Source organism: Halomonas bluephagenesis (genome assembly GCF_054790765.1).
Map to the genome: position 1 here is coordinate 1,963,223 of NZ_CP133631.1, position 18,722 is coordinate 1,981,944.

Sequence of the window (18,722 nt, forward strand, 5' to 3'; positions counted from 1 at the left end):
GCATAAGCACTAAAGAGAATTTAAGGAGCTGAACGTGAGCCGCGCCCTGTTCGATGAAATGAGACGCCGCATGGAGCATTTTCGTCGCTCCGAGCAAAAGGTTGCGCGGTTCGTACTGCGCAATCCCGACGAGGTCATCCATATGCGGATTGTCGACCTCGCAACAGAGGCTAAGGTCAGCGAGCCAACCGTTGTGCGTTTCTGTCGCGCACTCGGCTGCAACGGGTTCCAAGACTTTAAACTCCAGCTTGCCCAGATGCTGGCCAGTGGTAGTCAGTTTGCCCAGTTCTCTATGAACGATAGCGACTCGGTTGCCGAATTTTCCCACAGCATTTTCGATTCCACCGTGGGCACGCTTTTATCGGTTCGCGACCGGCTTGATAATGATGCCCTCGGGCGTGCGGTCAACGCTCTCGCCATGGCCAACCGAGTTGAGTTCTATGGCTTTGGGGCCTCCGGTGCCGTGGCTTTCGATGCCCAACATAAGTTCTTCCGCCTACAGATATCGACCTCCGCTTATGCCGACCCTCATATGCAAAATATGTCGGCGGTCACGCTAAAAGAAGGCGATGTGGTGGTGGCTATCTCACAAACAGGCCGTACCAAAGCTCTGGTCGCTAGCGTTCGCTTAGCGCGCGAGGCAGGCGCTACCGTTATAGGCCTTTGCCCGAGTGACTCACCACTGGCCAGCGAAGTGAGCCTGCCGTTATATATCGATGTGCATGAAGATACCGAGATCTACACACCGCTTAGCTCACGTATCGCCCATCTGGTGCTCATCGATGTTCTCGCCGTTGGCGTTGCCAAAACTCGCGGTCCGAAGCTTGCTGAGCAGCTAAAAGCAGTCAAGAAGAGCCTGAATACCCTGCGTTACCCAGAAGAGTCGTAGCTGCCTATCGACTGTATACACAGCCAGTTCACTGGCTGTGCTAAACTAGCTGCCTATTTTTCGAACCGGCAGCGGCTTATATGGACGACGTCACGGCGATACTTGATCAGCTTAACCCTGCCCAGCGCGAGGCAGTGAGCGCACCCCAGGGTAACTTATTGGTACTGGCGGGTGCCGGCTCCGGTAAAACCCGCGTGCTGGTTCATCGCATTGCTTGGCTAATGCAGGCCGAAGGGCTTTCTCCCTATGCCCTGCTGGCCGTTACGTTTACCAATAAGGCTGCGCGGGAAATGCGTACCCGCCTGGAAGCGCTGCTGAGCATCTCCATGCGACATGTGTGGGTCGGCACGTTTCACTCTATCGCTCATCGCCTGCTGCGCACCCACTGGCAGGATGCTCGGCTACCTCAGCACTTCCAAATCATTGACTCCGATGACCAGTTGCGGCTGGTAAAGCGAATGCTCAAAGATTACTCCATCGATGATGAGCGCTTCCCGCCCCGCCAAGTACAAGGCTTTATCTCTGGCTGCAAAGAGGAAGGACTTCGCCCCCACCAAGTGAACGTGGACGGCGATGGTTATCTTGGCCAGATGGTAGAGCTTTATGAGCGCTACCAATTTATCTGCGAACGCGGCGGCCTAGTGGACTTCGGTGAACTGCTACTGCGCAGCCTAGAACTGTTACGTGACAACCCGCCTTTGCTAAATCATTACCGCGAGCGCTTTGGTCATGTATTAGTCGATGAGTTTCAGGACACCAATACGCTGCAATACGCGTGGTTAAAACTACTCACGGGTCTGCAAACACCCATGACCGCCGTCGGTGACGATGACCAGTCAATTTACGGTTGGCGTGGCGCCAAAGTGGAGAATATTCGCCGCTTTGAGGAGGAGTTTCCTAACACTCATACCGTACGCCTAGAGCAGAACTACCGCTCCACAAGCGCGATTCTGGAGGCCGCTAATACGCTGATCAGTCATAACAGCGAGCGGCTGGGGAAAAATCTGTGGACTGACGGTGTCGAAGGCGACCCTATTTCTGTCTACGCCGGGTTTAACGATTTAGAAGAAGCCCGCTATATCGTCGATACCATCAAAGAAAAGGTCGATGAAGGGTTTAATCGCCGCGATGTTGCCATTCTTTACCGCTCAAATGCTCAATCGCGTTTGCTGGAAGAGACGCTGATCCGCCAAGGCATGCCCTACCGTATTTACGGGGGGCATCGCTTCTATGAGCGCTTAGAAATCAAAAATGCCCTAGCCTACCTGCGCCTACTGCTAAATCGTGATGACGATGCTTCCCTGGAGCGCGTGATTAACGTACCCACCCGTGGCATTGGCACCCGCACAGTAGAAATTGTGCGCCATCGCGCTCGGGAACAAAGCATTTCACTATGGCAGGCGCTGCACGATGCCATTCAAGACGGCACGCTAAAAGGCCGTGCGGCCAACGCCGTGCAGACATTTGCCAATCTCATTGAGCAATTAGACAACGATGCGTCTGGCCTGCCGCTGCATGAAATTATCGACCACATCACCACTCATACCGGCCTTATCGAACATCACAAGAGCGAGCGCGGCGAAAAAGGTCAAGCACGTGTGGAAAACCTGGAAGAACTGGTGACCGCTGCTCGCGCCTTTACGCATGGCGATGTTTTTGAAACCCCAGAGGCAGGTGAAGGCATGGCGGCTTTGGAAGCGTTTCTTTCCGAGGCGGCGCTTAATGCAGGCGACCATGAAGCCGATGAGTTTGAAGACAGTGTGCAACTGATGACCCTGCACTCTGCCAAAGGCTTGGAGTTTCCCGTGGTGTTTATTGCCGGCGTTGAAGAGGGCCTGTTTCCTCATAAAATGTCGATCGAAGAGCCAGGGCGGCTCGAAGAGGAAAGGCGGCTTTGCTATGTCGGCGTTACCCGAGCGATGCAGAAACTCTACCTGACGCATGCTGAAACCCGCCGCCTGCACGGCAAAGAAGTGTTTCCCAGACCATCGCGCTTTCTACGTGAACTTCCGCCCCACCTATTGGAAGAAGTCCGCCTACGTGGCCATATTTCCCGCCCCGTTACCGCCTCGCGCTCTAGCTTTGCGCAACAGCGTATTGAAAGCGACGGCGACTTACCGGCACTGCATGTAGGCCAGCGGGTAATGCATCCAGTGTTTGGCGAAGGCATCATTCTTAATGCGGAAGGCGAAGGTGCCCGCGCCCGAGTACAGGTCAGCTTTGAAGGTGAAGGGGTGAAATGGCTCGTACTAGGGTTTGCCAAACTAGCACCACTTTGAGCGGTGTTAACGTAAGCGTAAAGCAGTAGGCGAGTACTTGCCCATTAAAACCTGCTTGGCGCATACTGGCTAATGGACACAGCGCTCACTGCGCGCTGATAACAACATCTTATAATTTCGGAGTTATGCCCGCCATGCAACGCCGCCAATTTCTGAAAACCGCCGGCTTCGGTGCCGCCGGTGTCGCTGCTGCGCCTTTTGTTTCTACTGCTAGCGCCAACGAAACCTACACCTGGGATATGGTGACCTCCTGGCCGAAAAACTTCCCGGCCCTGGGCACAGGTGCCAATGACTTCGCACGCCGGGTCGAGCAACTCTCCAATGGCCGCATGCGCATACGCGTACATGGCGCTGGTGAGCTTGTTCCAGCGCTTGAAGTGTTCGATGCGGTCGCTGCGGGTACCGCAGAGATGGGCCATTCCGCGTCCTACTACTGGCGTGGCAAAGTCGCGGCCTCACAGTTTTTCACCGCTGTACCGTTCGGTATGAACACAACTGAAATGAACGCGTGGCTATATCACGGCGGCGGCCAGGAACTGTGGGATGAAATCTACGCCAACCACAACCTGAAGCCTTTCGCTGTCGGCAACACCGGCACGCAAATGGGCGGCTGGTTCAAAAAAGAGATCAATTCCCTAGATGACATGCAGGGCCTGAAACTTCGCCTGCCAGGACTTGCCGGCGAAGCGATGAACGGCATTGGCGTTAGTACCGTCAATATGGCGGGCTCAGAAATTTTCACCTCGCTGCAAACCGGTGCGCTCGATGCAGCAGACTGGGTCGGGCCTTACAATGACATGGCGTTTGGCCTTCACCAAGTGGCGGATTACTACTACCCCTCCGCGTGGAACGAGCCGACAGCCGTGCTGGAAGGCACTGTTAATTTAGACGCCTGGAATGCCCTGCCAGAAGATCTTCAAGATGTCATTCGCGAAGCCGCACGGGCATCCAATCTCGCTATGATCAGCGAATTTGCCTACCGTAATGCTCAGGCGCTTGAAACACTGGTCGATGAACACGGTGTTCAACTACGCACCTTCCCGGAAGATGTGATGGCAGCGCTGTATGAATCCTCAAAAGAGGCTATCCAGCGCCAAGTAGACAATGACGAAGAGTCTCGCCGGGTTTATGAATCTTACTCGGCCTTCCAGAAATTGGTGCGTCCGTTCAGCGATGTCGGCGAATACGCCTATCTAAAAAACCGCGACAACGTCGGTGCCTAGGCATTCCGCCAACTTCTAGTCGCGACACACAAAAGGGCGCCAAGGCGCCCTTTTTCGATGCTGATGATCAGCAGATTTCTCAGCTGTGTACCGCGCGGATACGCCCATTATCATCCAACGCCACCATCACAAAGCGCGCTTCGGTCACTTTCTGTCGCTCTTCCAAATGGCGGCCTTGAGGTGGACGTACCCATACTTCGACATCAATCTTAATCGAGCTATGGCCTATTTCCCGCACGCTAGTATAGACACTCACCATAGAACCCACGCGCACCGGACTTAAAAAATCCATCGCCTCAATAGCCACGGTCGCTGTGCGTCCGCCTGCTTCTCGGCCCGCAGCCAGTTCGGCGGCTTGGTCCATCTGGTTAACTAGCCAGCCACCCGGAATATCACCATAGAGATTGGTATCTTGCCGAGAAGCCAGTAACTTTAAGGTGAGCTGCCCCTGCGGAGCAGGCACATCGTCCAAATCGGTATCCAGCGGTGTCATAAGGTGGTCGCTTCAAAAGGTTATTGTTGTGATGTTGCTGCATCGCAATAGGCTGGTAATAGTTAATCACAAGAGGGGTGTCGTTTGAAGCGTTACAATTTACGACGTGTGAGGAAACATCGACTGCTACTGCTTCTGACTGGCTGGCTTCTGATGGCAGGCAATCTTGCCTGGGGTCAGACAGCTTCGGTGAGCGGCACGTTAGGTGCCGTCGGCTCTGACACCATGGCGGGCCTGGTACTGCGCTGGGGGGAAGCCTTAAACGCCCGCTATCCAGAGATCAATCTGCAGTTTCAGGCCGGAGGCTCAGCTAGCGCACCGACCGCCTTAGTGGCTGGCACCACCCGCCTAGGGCCAATGTCGCGCCCCATGACCAATGGAGAACGCCTGCAGTTTATTGACCGTTATGGTTATCCACCGCTTGAACTTCGTGTTGCTCGGGACGCATTAGTAGTCGTGGTGCATCGCCATAACCCATTGGATACCCTGACACTCCAACAAGTCGATGCGATTTTTTCAACTAGTCTCGCTTGCGGTGCTCCCCATCCCATCCGGCGCTGGAGCACGCTTATTCCGACAACGGATTGGCCCTATGGCCAAATAGCTCTGCATGGCCGTAATCTGGCGTCAGGTACTCATGGCCTCTTTCAGGCAAGAGCCCTTTGCGATGGCGAGTTTCGCCTTGATATTAGCGAGCACCCCGGTTCATCGGCGGTCATTGCTGCAGTGGGAGAGTCTTTCAATGCGATGGGCTATGCAGGCTATAACCATTTAAATCCGATGGTGCGTGCTCTGCGCCTCGTGAATGAACACGGGCCTGCCGTTGCGCCCAATGAACGCTCGATTCAGCAGGGAAATTATCCATTATCACGCGATCTCTATCTTTACGTTAACCTGCCGCCCAGCGAGTCATTACCCCCCGTGGAACAAGCATTTCTGGCACTTATCTTTTCCGACGAGGGTCAGCAAATTGTCAAAGCAGCGGGCTTTGTGCCGCTTCCTGATCACTTACGCGATGCCCAACGCCAAGACCCGTAAGCTGTCATTTAATTGTCATAAATAAACGATAGGGTAAGGAGACTCGACCATGCATGCTTATTTTTGTGATGGCTATCGCTTTTCTATGATGTCGACATGACTCTTCCTCGGCTACCTTTTTCGCGTCAGCCGCTGCGCCCCGTACAAGACCGTATTGCCACCGGACTGATTACCGCCGGTGGTATCGGTGTTTTGTTGGCCATTTTAGCAATTGGCGTCTTCCTCGTTTGGGAAACGCTACCGCTGCTCGCGTTTAGCGACACGCTCCCCCTTGCCAAACTCTCGCCCCTTGCCTGGGGCACGTTAAAAGCTGCACTGGCTGCAATGCTATTCGCAACGCCCATTGCCCTGGGTGCGGCAATGTACTCTGCGCTATTTATGTCCGCGCGACTCCGTAGCCGTTTGAAGCCAACGCTTGAGTTGATGGAGGCCGTGCCTGGCGTTGTCGTCGGTTTTATTGCCGGTTTACTACTCGCCCCCTGGGTGGAACGAAACCTGGCCAGTACCTTGATGATTATTATTTGGTTACCACTTAGCGCAGCCCTAGCGGGATATCTGTGGTATCGAACGGCCACCTGGGTTCGCCGACGACTACCGCTTTCTTGGGCGGGCTTATGGCTTATTCCCTGGCTGGCAGGCATGGCCTTACTGGCAATGTGGCTTGCCCCCATCATTGAGCAGCACTGGTTTGGTGGCGACCTGCGTCGCTTGCTGGATCAACGTTACGGCCTTGATTACGCCACGCGAAATGCATTGATTGTGGGTATTGCCATGGGGTTTGCGGTGATTCCCAGTATTTATTCACTCGCAGAAGATGCGCTTGCCGATGTGCCTTCCACATTAATGGAAGGCGCCCCAGCATTGGGTGCTAGTCGCTGGCAAGCACTTTGGAAAGTTGCTTTACCCACAGCTGCTCCCGGGGGTTTTTCAGCGGTGATGATTGGCGCTGGCCGTGCTGTTGGCGAAACCATGATTGTCTTAATGGCCAGCGGCAACACAGCGCTCTTCAGCGCCAGTCCGTTTGAAGGGCTGCGTTCACTATCAGCCTCTATCGCCATTGAGCTTCCCGAGGCCTCACCGGGCGGACTAACCTATCACTTACTGATACTGGCAGCCCTGGCCTTGTTCATTTTTACCTTTGTGGTAAACACGCTAGCTGAAATTGTCAGGCAGCGCCTGCGCCGACGCTATCAACGCTTAGGGAGCACACTCTAATGCATTGGCAGCGTGCTGGTTTTTCAAAAGTTGGTTTTTTAAAAATGAGCGGCAGCGGACTCTGGCCGTGGCTGTGCGCTGCCTGCGTGGCGCTTTCGTTATTAATGTTGGCATCATTATTAACGCTACTGGCGATTCGCGGGTTAGGCCATTTTTGGCCAGCGTCATTAGAGGAAATTACCCTGAAGTCAGGTGACATCGTTATTGGACAGTCGGTTCGTGAAACGACGCTGCCCAAAGGGGCAGGGACAGAACGGCTCTATTTCACCGGAAATCAGGAGGTTACGGGAAGCAACTGGCAGTGGATTTCCATTGATGAGATTAACCAGCAGGCTGAGCCAGCAGACCTTATCCGCATAACGCGCGCCCCATGGGGTGATTTTATTGGCCGCTTAATCGCTGTGGAGAATGGCGATCAACGGCTAACAGAACAAGCTGCCTGGGCCTTCATCCGTGATGCGCTTGCCTTTCCCGTCAACCAGCGCCCCCCCGGAGAGTTACTGTTAGCCACCGCTGACGGCCAACCCCTTCGCCAGCCGCTGGCGAGTGTTAGCCATTTTCAGACACCGAATGCTATGTCATGGGGGCAAAAAACCATCGCCTGGGGACAGCGCATCTGGCAATTTCTAAGCGAGGGGCCGCGCGCCGCGAATACTGGCGGAGGTGTGTGGCCAGCCATTTTTGGCACCGTGTTAATGGTTATTTTGATGTCAGTAATCGTTACCCCGTTTGGGGTTCTCGCCGCTATTTATCTTAACGAAATCGCCCACCAAAACCGCTTAACACGTTTAGTACGCATTGGCGTACGCAACCTTGCGGGCGTGCCCTCGATTGTTTATGGCGTGTTTGGCCTTGGGGTATTTGTATATGGAATAGGCGGCTCTATCGACAGCTGGTTTTTTAGTGATGAACTGCCCTCTCCCACCTTTGGAACCGGTGGCCTTCTGTGGGCATCGCTAACGCTCGCCTTACTCACCTTACCCGTGGTGATTGTCGCTACCGAAGAAGGGCTAGCACGCATACCCGATGCCCAACGGGAAGGCGCCGTTGCGCTGGGCGCCACACGTTTAGAAATGCTGACGCGGGTGGTATTGCCCATGGCAATGCCCGCCATGCTAACGGGGGTGATTTTAGCCATTGCCAGAGCCGCTGGTGAAGTAGCGCCGCTAATGCTGGTCGGCGTCGCCAAACTAGCGCCGCAAATGCCAGTGGATGGGGAGTTTCCCTACCTTCACCTAGAGCGCAAGTTTATGCACCTCGGCTATCATTTATTTGATACGGCCTTTCATGGTGAAGATGTGCAGGCCGCGATTCCATTAGTTTTTGCCACCGCGCTACTGCTGGTATTAATTGTACTCGTGCTTAATCTACCTGCCATATTTCTGCGTCATTATCTGAGGCGTCAGCGAGGAAACGAATGTTAGCGTCATTATCGTCCGACAATGCGGCTCTAGCACCCGTGACGCGTTTTTCTGCCGAACAGCGTTGTTTGAGCATTGCACAGTTTCACCTCGCTTATGCGGGGAAAATGGCGTTGCGAGACCTAACGTTAGACCTACCGCGCCACCGTGTAACGGCCTTTATTGGCCCTTCAGGCTGTGGCAAGTCGACGCTGCTACGCGCAATTAATCGACTGCACGACCTTAATGAATCGGTAACACACAGTGGCCATATTCAGCTTGAAGGCCAGGATATTCATGCTCCGGACATGAATGTTACCGAATTACGACGGCGCGTTGGGATGGTGTTTCAAACACCCAACCCTTTCCCTATGTCGATTTATGAAAACGTGGCCTTTGGCCTGCGTTTACAGCAACGCTTACCCAAGCGAAAACGAGACGACATTATCGAATGGGCGCTTACATCGGCAGCGCTGTGGGATGAGGGTAAAGACCGGCTGCATCGCTCGGCGTGGCAGCTATCTGGCGGCCAGCAGCAGCGCTTAGTCATTGCTCGTACACTTGCCGTACAGCCGGATGTACTGCTACTCGATGAACCAGCGTCAGCGTTAGACCCTATCTCAACGCTAAAAATTGAAGAGCTGATTCGTAACCTTAAATCACAGCTAACGCTAGTGCTGGTTACCCACAATATGCAGCAAGCCGCGCGGGTTTCTGACTACACGGCTTTTTTGCAGCACGGTGAACTCGTTGAGTACGGGCCAACGGATCAAGTGTTCACCAACCCGCGTTTACAACGCACCGAAAACTACATCACCGGCCGCATGACCTAGGCCCCAAAGACATCACGTCAGGAGAGCTCAATGGATATTACGAGCGATACCCACAGCCAGCATATCTCTCGCCAGTTCAATCAAGAGCTGGAAGAGCTAAAAACCCACCTGATGGCCATGGGCGGTCTGGTGGAAAAACAAGTGCAAGATGCTGTTTTTGCGCTACTTGAAGGCGACAGCCGCCTTGCCGAGAAAGTGCGCGACAACGACCGCCAAGTAAACGACCTGCAACTGCAAATTGACGACGAATGTACGCGAGTACTGGCGCGTCGTCAGCCGGCTGCTTCCGATTTGCGCTTGGTGTTGGCGGTTATTCGTGCAACGTCTGACCTTGAGCGTATTGGCGATGAAGCCAGCAAAATTGCTCGAAATGCGCTGCTGTTAAGCGAAAATAGTGGCAACATTCGTGGCTTAGTGGAAGTACGCCATATCAGCGAGCATGTACGTAAAATGCTTCGCGACGCGCTGACCGCCTTTGCGCGTTTTGATACCGACCTTGCAATGCAAGTTGTGCGCGAAGATGAGTTCGTTGACGACGAGTATGGTAGCGCCATGCGCTCGCTGATGACCTTTATGATGGAAGATTCACGTTCGATTAGCTCCGTACTTAGCATTATGTGGGTGCTACGTGCCTTAGAACGCGTGGGTGATCATGCCAACAACTTGGCGGAGTACGTCGTCTACTTGGTAAAAGGGTTAGATACCCGCCATAGCGATCCCGACACTATCGACCCCCAGGTACTTAAAAAATCTTGACCTAGCACGTGATTCCTCCTGCAATACGCCCAGATATCCCATCTGGGCGTTTTTTATAAGGAGCAAGCATGTTGAATGCGATGACAGCACTGAGTCGAGGCACTCGCTTGGTGTACCAGAAAGGTCTGCGGCGCTATATTTTCCTACCCATTCTGGTCAATATCATCGTTTATGCCAGCATGCTTAGCGTCGTGGTCAATCGCTTTTCTGGCTGGCTGGACAGTGCCATGGCGATGGTGCCAAGCTGGCTAGAGTGGCTCTCATGGCTAATCTGGCCACTGTTCTTTATCAGCCTGCTGCTGGTGATCTTTTTTACCTTCACCCTGGTCACCCATTTAATCGCCGCGCCTTTCTATGGTTTTTTAGCGGCAAAGGTAGAGCGTCAAGCGACAGGGCGTGAACCCCTCGATGACCGCGGGCTAGCCAAAACTGCCGTCGATGCCTTAGGCCGCGAGCTAGTTAAACTCGGCTATATTCTGCCACGCATGGTGATACTGTTTATCATTAGCTGGATACCCGGCCTAAACCTGATAGCTCCTATCTTGTGGATTCTCTTTTCCGCCTGGATCATGGCAATAACTTATTTAGATTATCCCATGGATAACAATAAGATAACGTTTCGCGATATGCGGACACGACTATCGCAACGGTGGTGGCCAAGTCTCACCTACGGCGGGTTGATTATGCTAGTGACCTGGATCCCTCTCGCCAACTTGTTCTTGATTCCCGGCGCAGTGGCAGGGGCTGTATTGATGTGGGACGACCATTACCGCGGAACACGCGACATTTCGCCTCATCGCTAATGGCTGAGTCGCTATAACGCTGACACAACCTATTTGTTACCTTAAGGTTGTTTGGCTTTCCCTATTATTCTCAAGATCAAGAATACGCCTTGTTAAGAAAATAAGGCTCCTACAAGGAATACGATCATGCTAACCCGTGCGCTCTGGTTGACGGCTCTCCTCACTGGCTCAATCTCTTTTGCGTCGGCTCACGACGTTCAAACTGACCAGTTAAGAGTCGCTCATCCTTTTGCTACGCCAACGCCTCCCAGCGTGACAAATGGCGCTGCTTACCTGGATATTACGGCGCATACAGAGTCCGTCACACTGGTTAGTGCGCAGACACCTGTGAGTGAAAGTGTTGAACTACATGATATGCAGATGGAAGGCGATATGATGAAAATGCGCCACGTCAGTGCCATCGAAATCGCTAAGGATGAAACGCTGACAATGCGCCCGGGTGGAGGCTATCACTTAATGCTAATGGGCCTACACCAACCACTGGTAGAGGGTGACCGCTTTCCAATTACGCTCGAATTTGCCCAGCAAGACGATATTGAAATAGAGGTTTGGGTACAAAGTGCCCAAGAAGGCAGTACAGCGGCTGATCGCCATCACCAGCATTAACTGAATCAACCGAAAATAGCCCTTAATCGCAAAAGCCCTGCCGAAGCAGGGCTTTTTTACTAAACAAGCTGTTTCATCATACACATTTAGCCATAGCGCCACTTACCAGCGTGTACTGCTACCCTCTTCACGGTTTAGTTCTTCAGCGCGATAACCTGCTCTATCTTTTGAGCTGTCATCAGTTTTACTGGCTCCGCTTGAAGGAGTGTATATCAGAGTATTCTCGTTATCGTTGATCAAATCCTTAGCGGAATAGGTCGCAGGTCCCGATGTGTTACGAGATTCAGGCTGAATAATCTCTTGGTTATCAGCACGTTCTTGATTCAGCTCAATAGAAGAGTGCGCAAACGCCATTGGGCTTGCGATAAGCCCCAGCGACATGCCCACAACGGCAGTGTTTTTAACAAATGATTTCAACAACATAAATAAAAACTCCTTATGCATGGAGCAACCGACAGTGTAATGATACAAGGTACCTTCTTTTGTCAGTCGCTAAACGTTTCATCAGAATAATTACATTTTTAACACCGAGAAAACCACAAAATAATAAAATCCAACTATTCCAAATAGATATGAAAAAATATGCACAAAACAAAGCACTGCTTCATAAATTTTACATGTGTTTTTTCTTGGCGATATTTGATTCAGCTACCGAACGATCAGTCGTCACAGCCCCGTCTAGTGACACTGATAATACTATACACAAAAAAGTAGGCCCCACCGAAGTGGGGCCTTGAGCACTCTTAGTATCGCGATGCGTAACACTAGCTTCCCATCCATTTGAGGGGCTCCAACCTTGGAATTAACCCTGACTAGCGTGTTGATCGTCGAAAGATTCAATCCTTGAATCTATGAGCATCCCTGCAATTTGACATCCGTGCCTCTGAATAGCTCATCCGTGAGCGTAAGAGTTTTAATACCTTTTGAAAAGATATGTAACTAAAGTTAATGTTACATGCCGCTGTTTTCTTCAGGCAACTCATCTGTGCTGTCAAAGCCTGCCTCTGAATCGCCATGATTCGTTGAGGCTGGATCCATGTCGCTGACATTATCGCCTTCGTCATGGGTCAAATCTTGGCTGGCGTAGTTACCTGCACCGGTTGTGCTTTCGGTTTGGGACTCGACGGGCTGCTCATCTGGGGAAATATTGTTCGCTGGGTCTGCTGGCTCTTGAGCGAATGCCGCGGGGCTAGCAACTAGACCAAACGCTACACTTAAAATACCAGCTTTCTTGAGTAGTTCCTTGGACATCATATTCCGTCTCCTCGATCGCTGTTCAATACTGCCTAAATGGTAAGAAAGATTGCCTTTCGGCTTACCAATTCCTGTGGTTTTTCTCTCTTACCCATACTCTTGCAGACACTATGCCAAAAGGCATAGATAAAATAAAAATTATTAAAAAACATGAATTTAATGAAAAAAATAAATAGGAAAAGCGATTTAAGCCTTTCAAATTAAGAGGGTAAAGTGGTTAAAAATGGCACATGAGCATTATTTGACCATTCTTATATGACAACATGGCACACTTGTACAATATATGTATTCAAACAGTATTAAGCGAGGTGGGGTTCGCTTTCGACAACGCGGGATGACGGAAAAACACAGCGAAAGAGGGCCCCTTCGCCAGGGAGAGATTCAATTTGTAGCAGCGCATCATGTCTCAGCAACACGTGTTTCACAATCGCTAGGCCAAGGCCCGTACCACCAGTTGCCGTGCTACGTCCTTTATCAACACGATAAAAGCGTTCGGTTAAGCGTGGGATATGAACAGGATCTACCCCCTCGCCGTCATCATCGACTTCAATGCAAGCACCGCCATTCGGTAGGGTTTTCCAGCGAAGCGTTATCTGACTACCCTCCGGGGTATATCGCACGGCATTAAAGACAAGGTTAGAAATAGCGCTATGCAGCTCCTGCTCACTACCAACTAATCGCGCATCGTTCTCAAGCACGACTTGAACATTGTGCTGTCGATTAGACAGCGCTAGCGCATCGCGGCGGATACTCTCGAGCATTGGCCCCAGCGCCAGCGCGTGATGATCTTCTCCACCTTGGTCAATTTCTAACCGAGAGAGCAATAGCAAATCGTTGACTAAGTTTTGCATCCGCTTCGTCTGCTCTTCCATTTGAGCAATACCTCGGCCCAAACGTGGTGGAAGTTGCTCTTTCAAGTCGCCGTAGGTTTCCAAATACCCCGTTAGTACCGTTAGTGGAGTGCGCAGTTCATGGGAAACGTTGGCGACAAAATCACGACGCATCTGCTCTAAACGATGCAAGCGGGTAATATCCCGCGCCATGACCAAGCGTTCATCATCACCATAGAGGGTAATTTGATATTGAAGGATACGCCGTTCATCGATGGGCGACGTTAAGGTCAGCGGCTCACCGTATTTACGCGCATTAAAGTAGCTGATAAATCGCGGGTCACGAAGTAGGTTGGTAATGTGCTGGCCACGGTCATGGGCTGTTTGCAGGCCCAGCATTTCTGTCGCGGCGCTGTTCCACCACTCAAGGTCTCCGTGCCGATCAAGCATGACGACACTATCACGCATTGCTTCGGATGATTCCTGAATACGTGCAAGGGTGGCACGTAAACGGTTCTGAGTAATTCGCTGGCTCTTTTGGTAGCGATACAAGCGATCGAACAGCTCGCCCCACATACCGCTCGCAGCAGGTGGCTCATCATGGGGATGAAGCGTTAACCACTTAAAGAGCGCACGCAGTTGACGCAGTTGATAAACCAAGCAAACGGCTAAGCCCGCAGCAAATCCTAGACCAGGCAGCCCCAGCAGCCACCCCAGGCACGCGCCTAGGGCAGCCAACCACGCAACCCGCCATAACTCTCGGCTCCACAGGCGCACCGTTACACCCGCGCGGAAAAACGGTACCCAGTGCCTCTCACCGTTTGAATGAGACTCTGGTGAGCTTCCCCTAAGGCCTTACGTAGACGTCGGATGTGAACATCTACCGTCCGTTCTTCAACATATACGTTACCGCCCCACACCTGGTCGAGCAGTTGGCTACGGGTATAAGCACGCTCTTGGTGGGTCATGAAAAACTGCAGCAATCGGTATTCCGTAGGCCCCATTTCCAAGGCCTTACCGTAAGCACTCACACGGTGGCTCACCGGGTCTAATAGCAAGCCGTTAATTTCGATAGGATCTTCGACACCACGGGGGGTGGTACGTCGCAATACCGCTTTCAAGCGCGCCACCAGTTCGCGGGGAGAGAAAGGCTTGGTGATATAATCGTCTGCCCCGGCCTCTAGACCTTGAATCTTGTTATCTTCTTCGCCTTTAGCAGTCAGCATAATGATAGGCACTTCGGCAGTGGCTTCTTCACGCTTTAAACGCCTTGCAAGCTCAATACCGCTGGTGCCCGGCATCATCCAGTCCAGCAAAAGTAGATCTGGCTGGTGGTCAACCATCATTGCGTGGGCATCCTGGGCGTTATCCGCTTCAAGCACGCGATAGTCAGCCATTTCCAGCGCCACAGCGATCATCTCGCGGATAGGCGCCTCATCATCGACAATCAAAACGGTCTTGGCGGTCATTCCAGGGCCTCACGGTGTTCAATGAAAGGTAACTCAAAGACATGTCAGTGACGATAACACCATGACTTGATGACAATTCTATGACATAGAGGATATTTAGCCAGTTATTGGCCACCAACTTAGTGCAATACCTGCAAAAATTAACAATCCAGACCAATGATTATTAAGGAATGCCTGGAAGCAGCGATCACGCTCACGGTCAGCAATTAACCGCTGTTGGTGGGCAAACGTAGCGGCCATACCTGCTAGCCCAAGCCAGAAAAAACCACCTAAACCAACACGCCATCCTACCCAGGCAAGTAATCCCAGTGTCATCACTTGCAGCACACCAATTATCAAACGGTCAGCGCTACCAAACAGCACCGCGGTAGATTTAATGCCAATTTTAAGGTCATCGTCGCGGTCGACCATGGCATATTGGGTATCGTAGGCAACGGTCCACAACACATTCGCGCTAAACAATAGCCATGCTTCAAACGGTACATGGCCCAATACCGCACCAAATGCCATGGGTATCGCCCAAGAGAACGCAGCCCCCAAGACCACCTGGGGAAAGTGGGTATAGCGTTTCATAAACGGGTAGATAAACGCTAAGACAACACCGCCTATCGAAAGCAGCACCGTAAACCAGTTGGTCAATAGCACTAAAACGAAAGCAGTGGCTACCAGCGCGATAAACAGCAGCTGAGCCTCGGTTTCACTGATACGGCCAGTGGCTAGCGGACGATGCTTAGTGCGCTTTACATGACCATCGAAATGGCGGTCAGCGTAATCATTGACCACGCAACCCGCGGCGCGCATAACGTACACGCCGGCAATAAAGATCAGCAGCACATTTCGCCCAGGCACGCCCTCTGCCGCTAGCCACAGTGCCCATAAGGTGGGCCACATCAATAGCCAAGTACCAATCGGGCGGTCCAACCGCATTAAATGTAAGAAACCTGCCACTCGGGCCCATCCCGTTGGCCGCAACAGAGAACGATCCATGCTTACCTCTCAAAAAGAAAACGCTGGCGATAGCCTAGCGCGAAGGCAGGCCAAGATCATCAGCCATGGTCGATAAAAAGTACTCCTGCACCAAGAGTGACAACCCACTATGCTGAAACACTGAGCGTCGCCCCCATACGCTGTCTAAAAGTGAAGCTGACTGTTCGGCGACAAAGCGTGGCTGATGGCAGGGGGCATAGAGCGGCCCACGCACCAAATCAGGCTGTTGAAATAACCAACTGCCTAATGAGCGCTCGCCAAGTCCTTCTAATCCCTTCCCTTGCAATTGGCTGAGTGGTGCTACTGAGCGCGCGACTACCCACGGCATATCATCCAAACACAGCGCCACTTCTCTCAGCCATGCATAGCGGCGTGGTTCAATTCCCAGTGCTAGCGCTTCATCCCGCAAGGGTAAACCAATCGTTTGACGAAGCAATTGCACCCGAAACGCTTTTGTACCGCCTGCAACGGTTAGCCGCGATGTTAAGGAATCCGTCGATGCTACCCACTGCCACCACGAAGCGCTCATCGCAGGACGAGCCGCAGCAACGGGGAGCCAGTGAGGAAATAGCAGGTGAGGAAATAGAGAGGCTTGCCGAACAGTAGGGGCGATCACCAGGGTCTCCAAGGCGGTCAATACAGAGAAAGCTAGTGTAACATGGTGACCTCACTGGCTTTTGTTCCACCGACTTTTGGTGACTGCATGCCCGCACACGAGACACCGTTATCTCCCCGTTCGCGTTCAGCGCTGATTATTATTGGCACCGGTATGGCGGGGGTTGGCCTTGCCCGCGCCCTACGACGACATGGCGATACACGTACCATTACCCTTATCAGTGCTGATAGTGGCGATGATTATAGTAAACCATTGCTCTCCACTGGCTTTGCGAAACGCTTAACGCCAGACCAACTCGCCCAACGTGACGCCCGCGACGTCGCAAAGGAACTCAATGCCGAGTTGATTACCCACACCCAGGTCGTGCAACTGCATGTGGATAACCAACGCGTAGAACTCAGTAATGGCCACCAGCTCCACTATGACGATCTAGTGCTAGCCACTGGTGCGGCGCCCCGTACGCCTTTCAGCGTGCCCGAAAGTGTCGCCAAACGATGTTTCACGGTGAACGACTTAGACGAGTACCGCCGCTTTTATGCCGCGTTAGGACCAGCACCGGCACGTGTAGCAATTGTCGGTGCCGGTCTGGTGGGCTGCGAGTTTGCCAATGATCTTTATGCAGGTGGCCATCAAGTCACCCTCATTGCGCCAGAAAGCACGCCGCTGCAACGTCTGCTCCCCGAACCGCTAGGCCGGGCGCTGGCTAATGCATTCCAAGAAGCAGGCATCCAACTTGCGTTAGGGCATAACCTGCAAACACTGGCGCTTGAAACAGATAACACCCTCTCACTTCGCCTTGAGAATGGCGACCGTTATGCTGCCGACATCGCGCTACTCGCCACCGGCTTAGCCCCGCGCACTCAGCTTGCTGAAGCAGCCGGACTGGCGGTTACTCACCGAGGTATCGTCGTTGATCGCCAATTACGCACCTCTCAACCGAACATATTTGCGTTGGGCGATGTGGCTAGCGTTGAGGGAATTAACGCTATGTATGTGCAGCCTTTGCAAGCGAGCGTAAAAGCGCTGGCGTCAACACTCGTTGGAAACCCAACCAGCGTCAGCTTCGGTGCGTGGCCAGTCATTGTAAAAACAGCATTGCTACCCGTGGTTGCCTACCCACCGGCAACCACGCCGGCACAGTGGCGAATCGAGGGAAAAGAGGGTGAAATGACAGCGATTGCTGAAAATAAAGACGGACGTTTGATTGGATTTGCGTTGACAGGCGGCTGCGTGAGAAGGAAAGTGGAGCTTTCCAGAGTAGCACCTGCGCTGCTAGGCTAATTCTCGCCGCATTCACGGCTAGGCTAAGCTAGGCAGTGCTTCTAACAACACTGATGAGCTTACGCTTGATTTTCACATAGGGAGATACCTTTATGCGCAAACCTGACCTCGCCGCCGCAATTGCTGAAAGCGCAGATCTATCCAAAGACAAAGCAGGCCAAGTCCTGAACGTTATTTTGGACGAAATCACTAACAGCGTTGCCAAAGGCGAAGATGTCGCTCTCATTGGTTTTGGAACGTTTACCGTGCGCCAGCGTGCCGCACGTACCGGCAAAAACCCACAAACTGGCGCGCCCCTGCAGATCCCCGCCAGCAAAAACGTTGCGTTCAAGCCAGGCAAAGCGCTTAAGGACGCCGTTTCCTAATGAAACTCAAGCTGACGCTGTGGCTACTGAGCTTACTGCTTAAAAGAGCCCTGCGACGCAAGCCGCGCTTTCGTGAACAACTTGAGCGTATGCGCGGCCTGGACTGGGGTGTTGCCACGGAAGACCTTAGTATTGCTCGGTATTATCGAATGACCTCGAAAGGCATTGATACCGGCAAAGGACTACCCGTTGACCTAGACCTTGAGCTTCGTTTTCGCGATCAGGATGCCGCGTTGAAAATCCTTAAAAAGCCGACGCAACAGGCATTTCTGGACGGCATGGTAGCTGGCGAAGTCCGCCTAGTGGGCGACTCCGCCGATATGAACAAGCTTCAAAAGCTACTGAAAAATATGTAATAACTAACCCGCCACCTCAAGGTGGTGGG

The 18,722-nt window shown here is 52.6% G+C and carries 20 protein-coding genes; 13 read left to right on the forward strand and 7 right to left on the reverse strand.

The genetic code is table 11. From position 1 onward, the window contains the following. Positions 1–34 precede the first annotated feature (34 nt). The 3 genes from hexR (at position 35) to REH51_RS08620 (ending at position 4,391) form a co-directional block, all read left to right on the forward strand. Positions 35–889: a transcriptional regulator HexR gene (gene hexR, locus REH51_RS08610; protein ID WP_009723260.1), complete on the forward strand. Its 855-nt coding sequence runs from the start codon at positions 35–37 to the stop codon at positions 887–889. Between the two features lie 80 nt (positions 890–969). Next, positions 970–3,168, forward strand: a complete 2,199-nt coding sequence (gene uvrD / locus REH51_RS08615; RefSeq protein ID WP_009723261.1) for a DNA helicase II — start codon at positions 970–972, stop codon at positions 3,166–3,168. Between the two features lie 134 nt (positions 3,169–3,302). Then, positions 3,303–4,391 carry a TRAP transporter substrate-binding protein gene (locus tag REH51_RS08620; protein ID WP_498937594.1) on the forward strand — a complete coding sequence of 363 codons (1,089 nt, stop codon included), beginning with the start codon at positions 3,303–3,305 and terminating at the stop codon, positions 4,389–4,391. A gap of 79 nt (positions 4,392–4,470) precedes the next feature. Here REH51_RS08620 and REH51_RS08625 read toward each other — a convergent pair whose 3' ends face one another. Then, positions 4,471–4,884, reverse strand: coding sequence for an acyl-CoA thioesterase (locus REH51_RS08625; protein ID WP_009723263.1), 414 nt, complete (start codon positions 4,882–4,884; stop codon positions 4,471–4,473). Between the two features lie 84 nt (positions 4,885–4,968). On the opposite strand from REH51_RS08625, the gene REH51_RS08630 reads away from it, so the two are divergent. The 7 genes from REH51_RS08630 (at position 4,969) to REH51_RS08660 (ending at position 11,535) form a co-directional block, all read left to right on the forward strand. Next, positions 4,969–5,922 carry a PstS family phosphate ABC transporter substrate-binding protein gene (locus tag REH51_RS08630; protein WP_498937596.1) on the forward strand — a complete coding sequence of 318 codons (954 nt, stop codon included), beginning with the start codon at positions 4,969–4,971 and terminating at the stop codon, positions 5,920–5,922. A gap of 96 nt (positions 5,923–6,018) precedes the next feature. Then, positions 6,019–7,137, forward strand: coding sequence for an ABC transporter permease subunit (locus tag REH51_RS08635; protein ID WP_498937598.1), 1,119 nt, complete (start codon positions 6,019–6,021; stop codon positions 7,135–7,137). After that, positions 7,137–8,561 (forward strand): phosphate ABC transporter permease PstA, encoded by a 1,425-nt coding sequence (gene pstA / locus REH51_RS08640; protein WP_498937600.1) that lies wholly within the window; start codon positions 7,137–7,139, stop codon positions 8,559–8,561. Before REH51_RS08635 ends, pstA begins: the two co-directional genes overlap by 1 nt. Beyond that, complete coding sequence (pstB, locus tag REH51_RS08645; RefSeq protein ID WP_498937602.1) at positions 8,555–9,370, forward strand: phosphate ABC transporter ATP-binding protein PstB; 816 nt, start codon at positions 8,555–8,557, stop codon at positions 9,368–9,370. The genes pstA and pstB overlap by 7 nt, the downstream gene beginning before the upstream one ends. Before the next feature lie 30 nt (positions 9,371–9,400). After that, the gene (gene phoU / locus REH51_RS08650; protein ID WP_498937604.1) at positions 9,401–10,126 is read left to right on the forward strand and encodes a phosphate signaling complex protein PhoU; all 726 of its coding nucleotides are present in this window, start codon (positions 9,401–9,403) and stop codon (positions 10,124–10,126) included. 68 nt (positions 10,127–10,194) lie between these two features. Next, the gene (cysZ, locus tag REH51_RS08655; protein ID WP_009723269.1) at positions 10,195–10,929 is read left to right on the forward strand and encodes a sulfate transporter CysZ; all 735 of its coding nucleotides are present in this window, start codon (positions 10,195–10,197) and stop codon (positions 10,927–10,929) included. A 126-nt stretch (positions 10,930–11,055) separates the two neighbouring features. After that, the gene (locus REH51_RS08660; RefSeq protein WP_009723270.1) at positions 11,056–11,535 is read left to right on the forward strand and encodes a copper chaperone PCu(A)C; all 480 of its coding nucleotides are present in this window, start codon (positions 11,056–11,058) and stop codon (positions 11,533–11,535) included. Positions 11,536–11,637: 102 nt separating this feature from the next. Here the strand turns inward: REH51_RS08660 and REH51_RS08665 are convergent, their stop codons facing one another. The 6 genes from REH51_RS08665 to REH51_RS08690 all read right to left on the reverse strand — a co-directional run bounded on the left by REH51_RS08665 (position 11,638) and on the right by REH51_RS08690 (position 16,691). Beyond that, positions 11,638–11,958 carry a hypothetical protein gene (locus REH51_RS08665; protein WP_498937606.1) on the reverse strand — a complete coding sequence of 107 codons (321 nt, stop codon included), beginning with the start codon at positions 11,956–11,958 and terminating at the stop codon, positions 11,638–11,640. Between the two features lie 528 nt (positions 11,959–12,486). Next, a complete protein-coding gene (locus REH51_RS08670; protein ID WP_498937608.1) occupies positions 12,487–12,789 on the reverse strand; it encodes a hypothetical protein in 303 nt (100 codons plus the stop codon). A gap of 299 nt (positions 12,790–13,088) precedes the next feature. Continuing rightward, positions 13,089–14,396, reverse strand: a complete 1,308-nt coding sequence (phoR, locus tag REH51_RS08675) for a phosphate regulon sensor histidine kinase PhoR (protein ID WP_498937610.1) — start codon at positions 14,394–14,396, stop codon at positions 13,089–13,091. A gap of 2 nt (positions 14,397–14,398) precedes the next feature. Continuing rightward, positions 14,399–15,088: a phosphate regulon transcriptional regulator PhoB gene (gene phoB / locus REH51_RS08680; protein ID WP_009723274.1), complete on the reverse strand. Its 690-nt coding sequence runs from the start codon at positions 15,086–15,088 to the stop codon at positions 14,399–14,401. A 96-nt stretch (positions 15,089–15,184) separates the two neighbouring features. After that, positions 15,185–16,075, reverse strand: coding sequence for a 4-hydroxybenzoate octaprenyltransferase (ubiA, locus tag REH51_RS08685; protein WP_498937612.1), 891 nt, complete (start codon positions 16,073–16,075; stop codon positions 15,185–15,187). A gap of 34 nt (positions 16,076–16,109) precedes the next feature. After that, positions 16,110–16,691 (reverse strand): chorismate--pyruvate lyase family protein, encoded by a 582-nt coding sequence (locus REH51_RS08690; protein ID WP_498937614.1) that lies wholly within the window; start codon positions 16,689–16,691, stop codon positions 16,110–16,112. An 87-nt stretch (positions 16,692–16,778) separates the two neighbouring features. Here REH51_RS08690 and REH51_RS08695 point away from each other — a divergent pair, with 87 nt between their 5' ends. The 3 genes from REH51_RS08695 (at position 16,779) to REH51_RS08705 (ending at position 18,693) form a co-directional block, all read left to right on the forward strand. Further along, positions 16,779–17,972, forward strand: coding sequence for an NAD(P)/FAD-dependent oxidoreductase (locus REH51_RS08695; protein ID WP_498937616.1), 1,194 nt, complete (start codon positions 16,779–16,781; stop codon positions 17,970–17,972). A 92-nt stretch (positions 17,973–18,064) separates the two neighbouring features. Next, positions 18,065–18,337: an HU family DNA-binding protein gene (locus REH51_RS08700; protein ID WP_498937618.1), complete on the forward strand. Its 273-nt coding sequence runs from the start codon at positions 18,065–18,067 to the stop codon at positions 18,335–18,337. Then, the gene (locus tag REH51_RS08705) at positions 18,337–18,693 is read left to right on the forward strand and encodes a hypothetical protein (RefSeq protein WP_009723280.1); all 357 of its coding nucleotides are present in this window, start codon (positions 18,337–18,339) and stop codon (positions 18,691–18,693) included. The genes REH51_RS08700 and REH51_RS08705 overlap by 1 nt, the downstream gene beginning before the upstream one ends. Positions 18,694–18,722: the final 29 nt, after the last annotated feature.